The organism is Luteolibacter sp. LG18, assembly GCF_036322585.1.
In the GTDB taxonomy this organism is placed as follows: Bacteria; Verrucomicrobiota; Verrucomicrobiia; order Verrucomicrobiales; family Akkermansiaceae; genus Luteolibacter.
Window position 1 is genome coordinate 3,104,798 of record NZ_AP024600.1, and the last position, 14,698, is coordinate 3,119,495.

Annotated in this window: 8 protein-coding genes; 4 read left to right on the forward strand and 4 right to left on the reverse strand. The window is 65.5% G+C overall.

From position 1 onward, the window contains the following. Positions 1–244 precede the first annotated feature (244 nt). The 4 genes from galE (at position 245) to llg_RS12825 (ending at position 3,807) form a co-directional block, all read left to right on the forward strand. Positions 245–1,246, forward strand: a complete 1,002-nt coding sequence (galE, locus tag llg_RS12810; RefSeq protein WP_338285062.1) for a UDP-glucose 4-epimerase GalE — start codon at positions 245–247, stop codon at positions 1,244–1,246. Between the two features lie 90 nt (positions 1,247–1,336). Then, complete coding sequence (locus llg_RS12815; RefSeq protein WP_338285063.1) at positions 1,337–2,035, forward strand: prepilin-type N-terminal cleavage/methylation domain-containing protein; 699 nt, start codon at positions 1,337–1,339, stop codon at positions 2,033–2,035. Between the two features lie 4 nt (positions 2,036–2,039). Beyond that, complete coding sequence (locus llg_RS12820; RefSeq protein ID WP_338285064.1) at positions 2,040–2,801, forward strand: type II secretion system protein; 762 nt, start codon at positions 2,040–2,042, stop codon at positions 2,799–2,801. Positions 2,802–2,823: 22 nt separating this feature from the next. Then, the gene (locus llg_RS12825) at positions 2,824–3,807 is read left to right on the forward strand and encodes a prepilin-type N-terminal cleavage/methylation domain-containing protein (protein WP_338285065.1); all 984 of its coding nucleotides are present in this window, start codon (positions 2,824–2,826) and stop codon (positions 3,805–3,807) included. Between the two features lie 718 nt (positions 3,808–4,525). On the opposite strand, the gene llg_RS12830 is transcribed toward llg_RS12825, so the two are convergent. The 4 genes from llg_RS12830 to llg_RS12845 form a co-directional block, all read right to left on the reverse strand. Beyond that, complete coding sequence (locus llg_RS12830) at positions 4,526–5,209, reverse strand: hypothetical protein (RefSeq protein WP_338285066.1); 684 nt, start codon at positions 5,207–5,209, stop codon at positions 4,526–4,528. Between the two features lie 38 nt (positions 5,210–5,247). After that, positions 5,248–8,757 (reverse strand): hypothetical protein, encoded by a 3,510-nt coding sequence (locus tag llg_RS12835; RefSeq protein ID WP_338285067.1) that lies wholly within the window; start codon positions 8,755–8,757, stop codon positions 5,248–5,250. 1,383 nt (positions 8,758–10,140) lie between these two features. Further along, positions 10,141–10,848, reverse strand: coding sequence for a hypothetical protein (locus llg_RS12840; RefSeq protein WP_338285068.1), 708 nt, complete (start codon positions 10,846–10,848; stop codon positions 10,141–10,143). Positions 10,849–10,872: 24 nt separating this feature from the next. After that, positions 10,873–14,385, reverse strand: coding sequence for a hypothetical protein (locus llg_RS12845; protein WP_338285069.1), 3,513 nt, complete (start codon positions 14,383–14,385; stop codon positions 10,873–10,875). Positions 14,386–14,698 lie beyond the last annotated feature (313 nt).

Sequence of the window (14,698 nt, forward strand, 5' to 3'; positions counted from 1 at the left end):
GCGGCCCCAGGCCAGATTCAAGAGCCCAGATTCCAGAACCCAGAGAAGAGGAAGAGTCTGAGGAGCGCTCTGTCCCACCTATAGGTCCTATTCTCCGGCTGGGAGGCCGTGAAGAGTGGAAAAGAACCTGAGGAGCCCTCTTCCTCCTCTCTGGACTCTGGGCTCTGGATTCTTGTGTCTGGCCGAAGGCCTCTTGACACCCCCATGGCCGGTTTCGTTTCTTCCGTATAGCTCATCCCATTGCATGCCTGATTCCATTCTCGTGACCGGCGGAGCCGGCTATATCGGTTCCCACACGGTTCGTTTGCTCGCTTCCCAAGGTCGGAAGATCGTCGTTCTGGACAATCTCGTTTACGGCCACGAACAGGCCATCGTCGATGAGTCCGTGGTGCTTGTGAAAGGTGACGTGGGCGACCGCTCGCTGGTCGAGAGCCTTTTCGCCGAGCACGGGTTCGCTGCCGTGGTCCACTTCGCCGCCTACGCCTACGTGGGCGAATCGGTGACCGATCCGCTGAAATACTACCGGAACAACACCGCCGAGCCGCTGGTGCTGCTCGAAACGATGCAGAAGCACGGCTGCAAGACCTTCGTCTTTTCCTCCACCTGCGCCACCTACGGCGTGCCGGAGAGCATCCCGATCGTGGAGAGCAATCCGCAGCGCCCGATCAATCCCTACGGCCGCAGCAAGCTGATGCTCGAGTGGGTGCTCGAGGATTGCGGCCGCGCCTGGGGCCTGCGCAGCGCCTGCCTCCGCTATTTCAATGCCAGCGGCAGCTCCGCCGATGGCCTGATCGGCGAGGACCACAACCCGGAAACCCACCTCATCCCGCGCGTGCTGATGGCCGTGACCGGGGAAATCGAGCACGTCGAGGTCTTCGGCACCGACTATGACACGCCCGATGGCACCGGCATCCGCGATTACATCCACGTCGAGGACCTCGCCGAGGCCCATGCGCTCGCCCTGGACCACCTGGTCGGCGGTGGGGAGTCCGTGAAAGTGAATCTTGGCACCGGCGTCGGCGTTTCTGTTCGCCAAATCATCGATGCCGTGGAAGAAATTACAGGCAACAAGGTGCCGGTGAAGTATGGTCCGCGTCGTGAAGGCGACCCGGCGATGCTGATCGCGGACCCGTCCCAAGCCAAGGCGGTCCTTGGCTGGGAAGCCCGCCGCAAGGACGTGCGCGACATGGTTCGCCCGGCCTGGGCGTGGGCGAACGGCCCCCGCAAGGGGCGTTATGACCGCTGAGCGCGTAAACCCACGTAATCGCGATGTAATGACATTCGGGCTTGCAAGGCCCGATAAAACAAGCAAGTTCTCGTAGAAAACCCAACGTACATGAACAGCCGATCCTTTTCCCGCGCGGGGAAGTCCTCCTCGCGTCCCCCCACTGGCTTCTCGCTGGTGGAGTTGCTCACCGTGATTGCGATCATCGCGATCCTTCTCACCGTGGGAGCGGTTGGATTGGGCGGCATGACGGGCGGTAAGAACGTCAACAGCGCCGTGACCACGGCGGAAGCCCTGTTTGCCCAGGCGCGTGCGGAGGCCACCGGCCGCGCCACCCGCGCCTGCGTGCTGGTGGACATCAACGACCCCTCCGACCGCGTCAACTACCTGCGCCGCATGGTGGTGGCCTACGAGGAGATCGATCCCGCCACCAACCAGCCGGTGAAGGACAAGTGGGTGGTCACCGACCGCGGCGCGGTGCTTCCGGACCAGGTGTATTTCAGCAAGACCTACAGTAAGGGCGGCGATGGCCAGACGCTCGAGGAAATCACCCTCAGCGAGGACAACGTGAAGAAGCAGTTCGCCGGGAAGTATCTCAGCTACAAGTTCACCTCGGAAGGCATCAGCTCGGCCCCGGGTTCCACCTTCGTCGTCGGCTTCGGTGTCCGCCCGGGCACCAATGGCGAGCCGCGCGTGACCGGCAGCGCCAAGCGCGACTTCGGTGGCTTCGTCGTCTGGCGGAATGGCACCACCTCGCTGTTCCGCTCGCCCGACCAGGCCGGCATTCCTTCTTCCGTGACCAATTTCTAAGTCCATGACCACTCGTCCCAACCCACGCCGCGGTTTCACCTTGATGGAAACCGTGATCGCCATTGGCGTGCTGGCCGTGCTCCTGACCGCGTTCCTCGCGGTCTTCGGCCCCGCCACCGCCGGCATCCGTCGCGCGATCAGCGCCCAGGAAGCCGACCGCCTGTCCTCGGCGCTCGAAAAGGAGCTCGCCACGCTGCGTCCCAACGAAACCTACTCCGGCGCGTCCGGCAGCAAGGGAACCGCCTTCGACAAGGCCTTCGACTGGATCAAGAACGGCGCCGACAGCAACACCAAGCCGCTGCAGGGCACGATCCTCATCTACCAGTACCGCGCCGATCCGACCAAGATGCGCGAGGACGGCACGCTCTCCGCCTACGCCAGCGCTTCCTCCGGCATCGCCGGTTCGGACTACGTGATCCAGTCCGGCGTGCGCCGCCGCGAGGATTCGAAGAACCCGAAGAACAAGGAGTATCTCCAGGAGGACCTCAAGGCGCTGGAAGGCCGCGTCTTCGCCATCCGCACCACCCAGCTCGTCTATCAATCGGGCGGTGGCCTCGGCCTCGGCACTCCGGGCACGATCAAGGATCCGAAGCCCGGCGGCTCCGGCGGCGGGGATTCCGCCAGCTACCCGGAGGCGGTCATTGCCTTCTCCGCCGAGTTCTACGGCATCCCGAGCACCGCCTACCAGTACATCACCGGCAGCGGCTTCGAAAAATCCACCCTGAAGAATCCGATCTTCACCCGCAACCTGGCGGCCCGCCGCTGAGCCCCGGCTCTTTCCACCGATCATGAAAACCCAATTTCGAGCATCGCTCCGCCGCGGTTTCACCCTGATGGAGCTCATGGTGGCCATGGCCATCACCACCATCATCGTCACCATCCTGGTGGGCATCACCTCGGTGTCCGTCGAGGCCTGGCAGCGCTCCCGTTCCGAAGTCCGCGCCACCCGCCAGGGCAAGGCGATGACGGACTCGATGGCCGCCGACTTCCAGGCGATGGTCACCCGCCGTGGCAACACCTTTGAATGGGTGTACGCGAACCTGAAGAAGGACAGCGACCTGCCGGGCAACTCGAAGGTGAAGAGCAACAACGCCGCCAGCCTGATCTTCTTCACCGCCGCCACCGACCGCTACGCCGGCACCAACGCCAAGGACATGGGCGGCGACGTTTCCTGCGTGTCCTACAAGCTCGACTTCAAGGACCCGGTCTCCGGGAACTCCTCGAACTACGATACCTTCGCGATGTACCGCCTGCTGGTGGAGCCGAACGAGACCTTCACCTCGCTGCTCGGCCAGGCGGACCTCTACACCGCCTTCGGTTCCCGCGATGTGGCGCAGAAGCAGAACTTCGTCTGCGAGAACGTCTATCAGTTCACGCTCAAGTTCAACGTGGAGGTCTCCGTGACCACCGGCAGCGGCGCCACCGCGGTGACGACCAAGCAGATCGTGCCGGTGACCCTGTCCCGCGGCCCGTCCTCCTCCGGCAGCGGCGGCACCGGCACCACGGTGAACACCGCCCAGTCCTTGGAAGTCTTCGGCAACACGCTGAAGGTGATGGATTCCAGCAACTCCGATTTCAAGACCGGCACCGTGACCGCCGACCAGATCAAGGCCGGCCGCCTGGTGTCCGTGGACATCTCGCTCACCGTCTTGACCGACGCCGGCATCAACCAGATCCGCGTCCGCAGCTTCAAGAACGACACCGAGAAGGCCCAGTTCGTGGCGAAGAACTCCTACCAGTTCTCGAAGCTGGTGGAGATCACCTCGATGTGAGATCGGGAGACAACGTTTCGAAAGAAGCCCGGCACGTAGGTGCCGGGCTTTTTTGTGATTGGATGGGTAGGGTCGCACCGCCGGGGCGACCGGGGGGAACGGTTGCGTCCGTTGCCACGGGCGCTTCCGATCCTCGTGTCTGTGGGGGCGGAGTCTGGTTCGCGGACGGCGTCCACCGCCCGGTCATCTCGGCGAGATGACCCTACCTCCAGAGGCGCGCTGCAAAGGTAGGGTCGCACCGCCGGGGCGACCGGGTCGAACGGTAGCGTCCGCTGCCACCGGCGCTTCCGATCCTCGTGTCTGTGGGGGCGGAGTCGGGTTCGCGAACGGCGTCCACCGCCCGGTCATCTCGGCGAGATGACCCTACCTCCAGAGGCGATGCGCGGGGGTAGGGTCGCACCGCCGGGGCGACCGGGTCGTGAGGTCCCGTCCGCTACCACGAGCCCGTCCCATCCCTTCGTCTGTGGGGACGACATCCTCTCCGCGAACAACGTCCGCCGCCCGGTCATCTCGGCGAGATGACCCTACCTCCAGAGGCGGGCCGCAAAGGTAGGGTCGCACCGCCGGGGCGACCGGGTCGAACGGTTATGTCCGCTGCCACGGGCGCGTCCCATCGCTTTGTTTGGTGGGACGGTGTCCTGCTTGCGCACGGTGTCCACCGCCCGGTCATCTCGGCGAGATGACCCTACCTCCAGAGGCTCGCCGCGCGGGCGAAACCTCACGGCTTCTCCGTGGGCGCGGGCAGGAACTCGTCCACCGCGCGGAAGGTGGTGGTGCCGTCCGTGGAGGTGAAGAAGAACACGTAGCTGCGCTGGAGGTTGTCGACCGGCCAGCGGGTGGTGCTGATGACGCGGTTCTTGTCGCCTTCCTGCACGGCGAAGGCCACGTCGTAGTAGGCGTTGTTCACCGGATTGGTCGGGCGGATCTTGCGGGCCTCGCCGGGGCGGAGGCCGACCTTGGTATCGCCCACCTTGCCGAGCACCGGCTGGGCCGAGCGGTTGATGAAGAACACGTCGCCGGACTTGAAGTCGGGATCATCGGTTCGCACCACCACCGGGGCGTAGGCGGAAGGCGGGGCGAGGACGAGGATCACGGCGAAGGACTTGCCATCCTCCGGCAGGGTCACCGGGCACAGGGTCACGCCCTTGTCGGCGGTTTTCAGCGTGAAGCCGCGGGCGGCGGCGGCCTGCGGTTCGGATAGCTGGTTGACCGGCAGGGTGAAGGCGGTGGACTTGTTGTCCCCCACCTGCATGACCACGTCGCCGAGGTTCGGCGGCACGCGTTCGGCCAGGAAGCGGACCTGCGGGCCTTCCTCCTTCTTCGAGGGAGTGGCGGGCGCGGGGGCTTGGGCGGCGAGGGGCTGGACGAGCACCAGCAGGAGTCCGAGGAGGCGTTTGGTCATGGCGTGGATTGGAACAAAAAGCGGGCGGGCAGCAGGGCTCAGGACTCGCGGGAATCGACCCAGCGGAAGGAGACGATCTCGAAGCGGCGGCCGAAGCGCTGGTTGAGCGAGCTGATCTTGGTGTAGTCCTTGTCGACGGCGTCGACCGGATCGACGAAGTCGGGCGTGCGCTGGACGACGGCCTCGCACCAGGCGCGGGCGATCACTTTGCCATCGGCATCGGTGCGGTCGCCGTAGGCGCGGATCACGAAGGAGTCCGAGCGGGCGGAGAGCACCGGGGCGATCGGGGTGAGGATGTCGGCCTGGCTGACCACGCCGGGGGCACCGGTGGAGATCGGGCCATCCTCGGCCTTCGGGAAGGCGAAGCGGCCGGAGACGGCGGAGGACACGGCGCGGCTCTGGCGGTAGTCGCTGTTGATGGTGTTCGAGCCGAAGTCCAGTGCGCTCTGGATGGCACCGCTGCGGGCGATCTCTTCATTGGAGCCGACGCGGCGGTTCACGAAGTCGGCCAGCGAGATGAACGGGCCGCGTTTGCGGACCTCGCGGACGATGTCGCGGGCGAGCGACTCGATTTGTTCGTCGGTGAGCGTGCGACGGCCGGACCATTGGTCGGCGGCCTGGACGTCGGCGGAGGGCTTGATGAGCAGGTCCTGCGGCACGCGCAGGCCGGCCACCAGGGTGGTGCCGCCTTCGCTCTTGAGGGATTCCTTGCCGGTGGCGTCGGCGACGACCACCGGGCGGTCCCGCAGGGCACCGAGCAGGCTCTTCCATGCTTCCACGGAGGTCGAGTTCACGTTGAACATGCCATCCACGCGGATCAGGCTGGCGATGATGGCGGTGGCCGCGGTGGAGGGGGTGGTGCCGGAGAAGTAGGTGGAGACGAGGGTGTCCGCCTTCTGGCCGCGGAGCTCGGCCTTGTAGGCGGCTACGGGCAGCGGGGTGGCACCGGTGAAGAACTCCTGGGCGACCTGCTTCTGGGTACGGCTGCGGGAGTAGCCGTCGACGGTCTGCGGTGCGATGCCCGAGCAGAACCAGGTGTCCCACAGCGCCTGGTTGGCGAGGTAGGAGTGGTCGGCCAGCGGGCGACCGCCGGAGAGGGTGCCATCGGTCTTGCTGGCGGCCAGCACCGGGGACGCGGCGGAGTTGCCGATCGCGTGGGCGATCTGCGGCAGCATCGGCTCGCGGGCATTGAGGGAGGCGTAGCCGTAGCGGGGCTTGACGATGTCGAAGCCGTTGGCAAAGGAGTGCTGGAAGGCGGCGAGCGAGACGAGCGGCTCCCGCGGGATCGAGTGGGTGATCACGGTGCTGCAACCGCTGGCGGCATCCATGCCGCCGCCGAAGTAGGCGTTGCCGGAGGTGCTGACCTCGAGCTTGGTGTTCTTCCAGCTCAGCAGCGGGTCCACGGTGTATTCGTAGGGCAGCACGTCGCGCTCCTTGTCGGTGAGATCGTAGAAGTCGACGTGGAGGGCCTTCGGGTTGAAGCGGGCGAGGCTGCGGGTGCCGCGCTCTCCGCCTTTCTCGGTCTTGGCATTGAAGGAGAAGAGGACGAAGGGCTGCTTCTGGGCCGAAAGAGCGGTGGAGGTCAGGCTGCGGGTTTCCGAGGGACCGGTGATGGTGCGGAAGATGCCGCTGAGGCGGGAGACGTTCGCGTAGAGGCGCTCGGAGGACTGCTTGGTTCCGGCGCCGGTCTCGGTGCGGATCGGGTCGGAGACCTTGAGGCGGCGGTTGCCGAAGTCCCAGTCGATGCTCATGTTGCCATAGCCCAAGCTGGCGGAGGAGGCACCGCGGTCGTCACCGATGTAGGTCTCGTGGTGGGTCAGCGAGAAGTGGCGGGTGTGGCTCGCGCCGCCGGTGATGCTGTGGCCGCTCGAGCTGGTGGCTCCGGCGGTGAGGTCGTTCGGCTGGAGCGAATAGGTGATCGAGTCGGTGGCGGCGAGATCGACGTATTGGCTGGTACGGGTGCGCACCGGCATGTAGACGCCGCCGACGTAGTTGAAGCCCTTGTTGGCATCGAGCTTGTGGACCCCGCCCGAGATGGAGGCGCGGGAGACTTCACCGCCGGTGGATTGGGACATCTTCACCACCTCGCCTGGCTTCAGGACGATCTGTTGGGCGACGCCCATGCGCATGCTGATGAAGTTCGAGTCGCCATCGGAGGTGGTGGTGGCATCGGAGAGGCTCGCGGCCAGCGGGCAGGTCAGGGTGGTGGCGCCCTTGGTGATCACCATGTCATAGGGGATCTGCCAGTACTTCACCGTGAGGAAGGTGGAGGTGGGGAAGACCACCGGCACGTCCAGCGGGTTCCAGAGGGTGACGATGGGATCCGCGTAGAGGTGGAGGCGGTTCACCGTGGTGGTGCCGGAGGTCACGGGGCGGGTCTTGAAGGACAGCGCCATCTGGTAGCTGACGAAGACCGGCTGCTTCAGGTAGAAGTTCTCGTCGGCGGCACAGTCGGTGGGGTTCGCGGCGAGCTGGAGGTAGGGCGTGCCGGAGGGCATGGCGCCGCCGGTGGTGTAGGTGAAGGAGCCGCCGCGCTTGAGCTGCTTGTAGATGTTGTAGTAGCTCCACAGTTCCTGCTGGTTGATGCCGTTCTCGCCGCCGACCTGATAGAGGGCGGTGGAGGCGGGATCCGGCGCGGTGTCGCGCTGGAGTTCCATCGAGAGGTCCTTGCGGAAGCCGCCGGTGCGGACGTTGGTGAGCAGGCCGCGGTTCTGGGTGGTGAAGTCGTGGTAGAGCGCGCGGGTGTTTTCCGGCTTGTCGGCGATGAGCGCGCTGCTCTGCCAGGTGGGCAGGCGGCCGAGCTTCGGATCGGTGGTGGTCACCGCGGCGAAGGGCTTGGTGGTGCCGGTGCCGGCGTTCTTCAGCGCGTAGGCCGGGGCGGCCTGCTGGTCGGAGCGGACTTCGGCGAGCGCGGTCGGGGTCTTGGCGGCGGGAGCCACCTGGGCCTTGGTGCCGAGGTCGCTGACCCACCAGCCGAGGCGGTCGTTGGTCTTGGCGGCGGAGGTGTCCTTGCGGGTGATCAGCGGCACGCGCACGGGCTGGCCGGTGCTGCCCACGGTGTTGGCGGTGGCGATCTCCACGGAGTCACCGGTCACGGCGGAGATGGCGAAATCGGGGTTCTTGAGCTTGGTGGGATCACCCGACACCAGCCACTGCTGAAACTCGGGAGCCGGGCGGGCATCGCCGGGCTTGCCATCGGCCCAGGACTTGTAACCGCGCACCCAATTGCGCTGGGCGATGGGGGGCTTCGATTCGTCCACGGTATCGCCCTGGATCTGATCGGCAGTGGTGCTGACGCGGGTGTCCGGGCCGAGGGTCTTCTGGAGATCGCCGATGGCCATGATCAGGGCCATGCGGGCATTGGCGCGGGCCATTTGCATCGCCTCACCGCGGGTGGAGGTGCGCAGGGTGATGCCGGAGAGCCCCAGCAGGCCGAGGGCGATGGTCGAAAGCAGCACCATCATCAGCAGGGTGATGATGAGCGAGAAGCCCCGGCGGCGCAGGCCGGGTTTCTTGCCGAAGGCGGGAAACTGAGTTCGGGGTTTCATTGGGGTCTTTTGGAGTCGGTCTCCGGAGTGCGAATCCGCAGGTGGGTTTTTCAAAAGGGGCTTCCGACGGAAAGGTCGGATGGGAAATGGGAAGCAGGGCTGGGAGTAGGGTTTCGCGACTGCTTTTCAATTCACCATGTAGATACGATTAAAAGAATTGGATGAAATTAATAGGAAATCAAGGGAATTTTCAACCCCCTTTTCGGGTGGATTTTACAAGGAGGGGGAGGAGGGAAAGGTCGCCCGGGACGGGTCGAATCCAATCGGTGATCCTATCGGAATCAGGGAGTTCCGTCGATAGGAAAACAGGCCGTGGACGGCGGGCAGGTGGTGGTGTGGCTGCCGGTGAGTTGGGTTTTCATCGGGGTTTTTAGAGAAGAATCGGATTCGCCGGGATGATGGAGTGGTGCGGTCGGGTCGATTGGGTTTTCCGACTGCATTTCCGGTGACCCTGTAAATACGATCGATGGAATTGGATGAAATTAAATCAAATGAGCGACGGGTTCAATATCTCATTTGGGGGGGTGAACCCCCGAGAGAAATTCCGGAAAGCGAAGATTGGGTGCATCAATCATAATACCGAGAAACCGGCGGAGAACCCGACAGTGGAAATTGCATTTCATTTCGCCGCGGCGGCGGGGGACCGGATCGTTATCCCCATTTCGGGTGTGTCCTTGAGGGCTTCGAAGAAAATCGCAGCCGGGTTCTGAGGCTAGGTGGGTGCCTCTGATTTGGAGTGCGGCGAGGCATCCTGCCCTTTACCCACATCCGCGGGCGCACGCTGCGTAGCCGCGCTCGGGAGAGCGTGGGTTGGGTGGGTTCACGATCTCCCTCGCAAGTCCAGTCCTCATCCGATCGACGCCTGTTTCCAAGCCCGGTAGGGCGACGCTCCGCTAGCCGGGGTGCGCAAGCCCCCGGTGACGGGCGGTGGTGGAGTTCCAAGCCCCGGCAGGGGCGACGCAACGCAGGCCGAATGACCCTCCAGATGGAACCCTGCGCCCGATGTTCAAAGAGCGCCGCATCATCCAGTGAGATCTGAATGGTGATTCCGCTGAAAGAGCGCAGGCAGCGTCGTCCCTAGCGGGACTTGGACATTCTTCGCTGCCGATTCCCGGGGGCTTGGGCACCCCGGCTAGTGGAGCGTCGCCCTGCCGGGCTCAGAGAAAGGAGCCTTGAGAAACGCTGCGTCTGCAACGAAGCGGGCGAATCTTCCCCACCCACGCTCTCCCGAGCGCGGCTACGTTCCGCATCGTCGATGTGGGTAAAGGGCAGGATGCCTCGCCGCACTCCAAATCCAGAGGGCCCTCTTTCGATCTACGATGGGGGATAGGGACCCGGCCACCGCCCCGAGGCCTTTGCATGACGCTCTGTGGGAGCCCTGTTTCAAGGCTGGGCGGTGAGTTCGACGGGCCGGGAATCGGCGAAGCCCTTGATGCGCGGGGCGCGGCTGTTCGGGGACATGTAGACGAAAATCACGCCACGGGCGGCGGGGTCGTGGTGCCAGACGGTGGAGCAGATCATTTCGGCGGGTTTTCCCTCCGCCGGGACGTAGCCGATCTTCACGTTGTAGTCCTCGAAGCCGCTGGCGGGGGGCTCGGCGATGGCGCGGGAGTTTGCCTTGAGGTTCAGCGTCTGGCGGCCGATCTGCCCGCCGATGGGGAAGGGGCTGAGGTTGAACCAGAGCATCTGGCCCTTGCTGAACTTGTCCGGATTGGCATCGATGAGCTGGATGCGCACCGGTGCCACCGGGTTGGCGGGATCGCTGGCGAGGAGCAGGTAGCAATCGCGGACGCCTTCCGCCAGGGCGGCGGCGGGGGCATTGGCGGGCAGCGGCTGGTCCTTCGCCGGGAGCGAGGTGAGCAGCCGCAGGGTGAGGTTGCCGGGCGGGAGCGCGTAAACGTTGGAGAAGTTCATGCTCGGCAGCTCCACTTCCTGGGTGGCGGTGCCATCGCTGAGGAAGAGGGTCTTGGGCGCATTGTCCGGCGGCGAAAGGAAGAGGACGCGGCAGGTGCGGGCGGGTTTCGGTGTTTCCGCGGCACCGGCGGAAGCCGCGAGCGTGAGGGCACCGAGGAGGAGAAGGAAGGAACGCATGGGACGGATGGGGATGGGACCGGATTAGATTTCGTTGCGGCCGAGCCAACGGAACGAGACGACGTCGAAATGGCGGCCGAAGGTCTTGTTCACCGTGCTGCGGAGGACCTCGGCGGAGTCGGCCTGGTCGGCCGGATCGCAGTAGTCGCGGGTGCGGCGCACGACGGCCTCGCAGGTGGCGGTGGCGATGACCTTGCCCTCGCTGTCGCGGGCGTCGCCGTAGGCGCGGATGGTGAAGGTGTCGTCGCGGGCGGACAGGATCGGGGCCAGCGGGCGGAGCACATCGGCCTGACGGGTCCAGCCGGGGAGGCCGTAGGCACCGAGACCGGCGGCGGCCTCGGGGAACTGGTAATCGGCGCCGGGGACGTCGGTGGCGTACTTGTTCTGGGACTCGTAGTTGTCGACGAGGCCGCTGTAGAAGCTGGAGTCCTTCTCGAGCTGGTTGAGCGCGGCCTGGATGGCTCCGGCGATGGCGAGATCCTTGTCGGTGGAGAGCTGGCGGTTCACGAACTCGGAGAGGGAGAGGAACGGGCCGCGCTTGCGGACCTGCTCGACGATCTTCTGCGCGAGCTCGTCGAGGAGCTTGTCGTCCAGCTTGCGGTAGCCGGTGAATTCGCTGGCGGCCCCGCCGGTGCCAGCCTCCACGTTGCCGGCCACGCTGGCGCGGCTCACGGCGTGGTCGGTGTTGCCGGAGAGGGTGATGGCGCCGGTCTCGCTGTAATAGGGGACCTTCTGGTTGCGGGCGTGGCCGAGCAGGGCGCGCCAGGCGGCGACGGAGGTGGAGTTCACGTTGAACATGCCCTCGACCTCCAGGCGGGAGGCGATGGTGCGCCAGGAATTCGGGGTATCGACCTGTTCCTGGAACACGCCGTTGGCGCCGCTGCCGGACTGGGAGGCACGCACGGCATCGATCACGATCGGCTTGTAGGCGCGGTTGACGAGCGGGGTGGTGCCCTTGAGGAAGTTCACGAAATTGCTCTTCATGAGGGCGGTGCTGCCGCCGTAGCCGCCCGCGGTGCCGCCGGCGATGGAGGAGAAGAACCAGTCGTCGAAGAGCAGGTGATTGGCGCAGTAGGAGTCGTCGTGCTGGAGGTTGGTGGCGGCGGTGGAGCTGCCATTGACCACGGCGTTCGGCGGGAACAGCGGGGAGGCGTCGGAATTGCCGATGACGTTGTAAGCGAAGGGCGGCACGGGGTTGCCGAAGCGCATGTCCCAGTTCTGGAGCTCGGCGAGCGAGGCGAGCGGCTTCACGGGCAGGTCCGCGGCGATGCCGCGGGTCATGCCGCGGGCGGTCATGGCGGTGAGGATGTAGCCCTTGGTGTCCGCCACGTTCGGCACGGTGTCATCGAAGGCGGCGTGCTTCAGGAAGCTGTAGTCGATGGCCGCGTTCACCTGGGCGCCGGTGCCGGGGTAGTTCTTCTGGACGGCGGGATTGGCCACGTCCATGTCGCCCATGGTGGAGTAGTTGGCCAGCGGGTTGGCCTGGGTGAAGCCTTTCGATGGGGCGTAGCTCTGGTCCGGGCCGAAGAGGTTGTTCGCCACGCGCAGGCCGGTCACCAGCGAGAAGAATGGGTCGGCGGTGTTGCGGATGGCGGAGAGCGGCTTGGAGTCGGCGAGGTTCTGGAGGTTCGGATAGGTCTGGGCGGCGGCGGGGGAGATGAGCATCTGGTACTCCATCTCGTAGCCATCGGTGCCGGCCTTGCGGTAAGCCTTGTCCTCGGTGAGCTCGTCATCGCGGACGACGAGGCGGTAGCCGACGACGTCCTTGCCCTTGTAGGAGAAGGTGTTGTTGAACTTCGGCTCCAGTTTCATCTTCGCGGTGCCGTCCAGGGTGTAGATCCAGGACGTGGGATCGGAAGCCTTGGTCAGAATGAAGAGGTGGCCCATGTCCGTGCGGTAGCCGGGGGCCATGGGCAGGCGGTGGGATGGGAGGTTTTGGTTCGACGGGCTGACCACCAGCGTCGCGCCGGGTTGGAGATCGGGCACGGTGGTGAGCTCGTAGCGCAGCGTCTTGATCGAGGAGACAGCGAAGGGGGCCACGTCGGTGTAGTTCTTGCTGCCGGTCAGGAGGCTGCGGTAGCCGGAGATCTTGTGGTCCGGATTGCCGGTGGTGACCTCATACTTGAAGGCCACCGGGAAGGGGCTGGGGTTGGCCTCGTCCCCCACGGTGAAATAGAGCGGCCCGATGTTGGTGAGGCTGACGTTGTAGGGATTCCAGAGGGTGAACACCGGGGTCATCAGGATGCCCGGGGTGAACTGCTTGCCATCCGAGGCGATGCGGCCCCAGTAGGAGAAGACCCATTGGACGCGGGCGACGACCGGGCGCAGGCGGACCTTGTGGAGGTAGGTCGCGGGGAGGCCGACTTCCTTCAAGGCGGTGGCCTTCAGACTGAAGGGCCCGGAGCCGCCAAGCTGCTGGTAGGTCATGGCGTAGTTGCGGAGATTGGCCCAGCTCGCGACCGCGCCTTGCTGGTCCCACGCGCGATCCGAGGCGCTGCCGCGGTAGCCGGCCCACGGGTAGAGCAGGGAGCCGGCGGGGCGGACATCGGTGGCGGTGGCGCGGGAAACGGAGTCGTCCTTGTCCGGGGTGATGCGGAAGAGCTTCAGGTCGGAAGTCGGAAGGTTGTCGTAGTTCTCGGTGAAGAGGGACATGTCCTTCCGCCAGCCGCCGGTGGCGGTGTTGGTGAGCAGGCCGGTGGAAACGGTGCTGAGGTCGTGGAAGTGGGTGCGTGAGGCTTTGTCGGAGCTGGCCTGCGCGATGAAATCGGTCTGCTTCAGGCTGCTGGCCTTGGCGGCGGGCTGTGCGTCGGCGAGCAGCGAGGACATGCCGAACTCCTCGGGATCGGCGGTCGAGTGGCTCTGGAGGTTGCCGGCCCATTCGCCGTCCAGTTTCGGGGTGTAGGGCTGGGGCAGGCGCGCCTTTTCGTTCTCGCCGCCCACCCACCAGGCGTAGCTGCCCGGGATGGACTTGTTGTCGATCTTCACGGGAGCGAGGTGGATCTGCTGGCGGGCCTGGCCGTCGCCCACGGTGTTGGTGCCGATGAGCGGCACGGTGCCCTCGGCGGCGGTGGTGGTCGGCGGGGTGGAGCTGTCGGCCAGCGCATTGGGTGCGCCGGACACCAGCCAGCTCAGGAAACGGGAGGCCTTCTTGGTCTTGTAGTTGCCGGGGGAAACGGGGCGGCCGGCGGCGGCTCCGCCCTGCTCGTGGTCCTCGCCTTCCCAGCTCCGCCAGGCCCCGAGGACCGGCGGGCTGTTTTCCTGGAGGACATCGGCGCGGGCGGTGACGCGGGTGTCCGGGCCGGTTTGCTTCTGGAGCTCGCCGATGGCCAGCATCAGGGCCAGCCGGGCATTGGCGCGGGCCGTTTGCTGGGCCTCGCCGCGGCTGGACGCGCGCAGGCTGATGCTGGAAAGCCCGAGCAATCCGAGTGCGATGGTGGACAGCAGGATCATCATCATCAGGGTGACGATCAGCGAGAAACCACGGGCGGATCGGGCTCGGGATCCGGTGGAGATGGGCTGCTGGGCAAGGGCTTTCATCGGAGTTCGGTTCGGGCAGGTACGGGGTGACCCGTAGGTGCTGGCGGTGGATTCAAAGCGGCGGGGCTCAACCGGCTGCATCTGGCCGCGGGGGCCAGCCGAGGGTCCGGGAGCGGCGGCGAGGACGGTGCGTCCGACTGCTTTTCCAGTGACCTTGTAAATACGATCGATTGAGTTGGATGAAATTAATTCAAGCGGCGGAACGGCTCAATTACCCCTTTGAGGTAGTTAGGAAGGGTGGACCGGCAGGGCCTGACCGCCCTTTGGTTTACACGGTATCTCGATCCCGGATTGCTCCGGACCGGGCGGGGCA

Excerpts from the sequence above, each read along its gene's own strand:
- llg_RS12845 (WP_338285069.1), bottom strand. The coding sequence starts at position 14,385 with ATGAAAGCCCTTGCCCAGCAGCCCATCTCCACCGGATCCCGAGCCCGA.
- galE (WP_338285062.1), top strand. The coding sequence starts at position 245 with ATGCCTGATTCCATTCTCGTGACCGGCGGAGCCGGCTATATCGGTTCC.
- llg_RS12825 (WP_338285065.1), top strand. The coding sequence starts at position 2,824 with ATGAAAACCCAATTTCGAGCATCGCTCCGCCGCGGTTTCACCCTGATG.
- llg_RS12815 (WP_338285063.1), top strand. The coding sequence starts at position 1,337 with ATGAACAGCCGATCCTTTTCCCGCGCGGGGAAGTCCTCCTCGCGTCCC.
- llg_RS12820 (WP_338285064.1), top strand. The coding sequence starts at position 2,040 with ATGACCACTCGTCCCAACCCACGCCGCGGTTTCACCTTGATGGAAACC.
- llg_RS12830 (WP_338285066.1), bottom strand. The coding sequence starts at position 5,209 with ATGACCAAACGCCTCCTCGGACTCCTGCTGGTGCTCGTCCAGCCCCTC.
- llg_RS12835 (WP_338285067.1), bottom strand. The coding sequence starts at position 8,757 with ATGAAACCCCGAACTCAGTTTCCCGCCTTCGGCAAGAAACCCGGCCTG.
- llg_RS12840 (WP_338285068.1), bottom strand. The coding sequence starts at position 10,848 with ATGCGTTCCTTCCTTCTCCTCCTCGGTGCCCTCACGCTCGCGGCTTCC.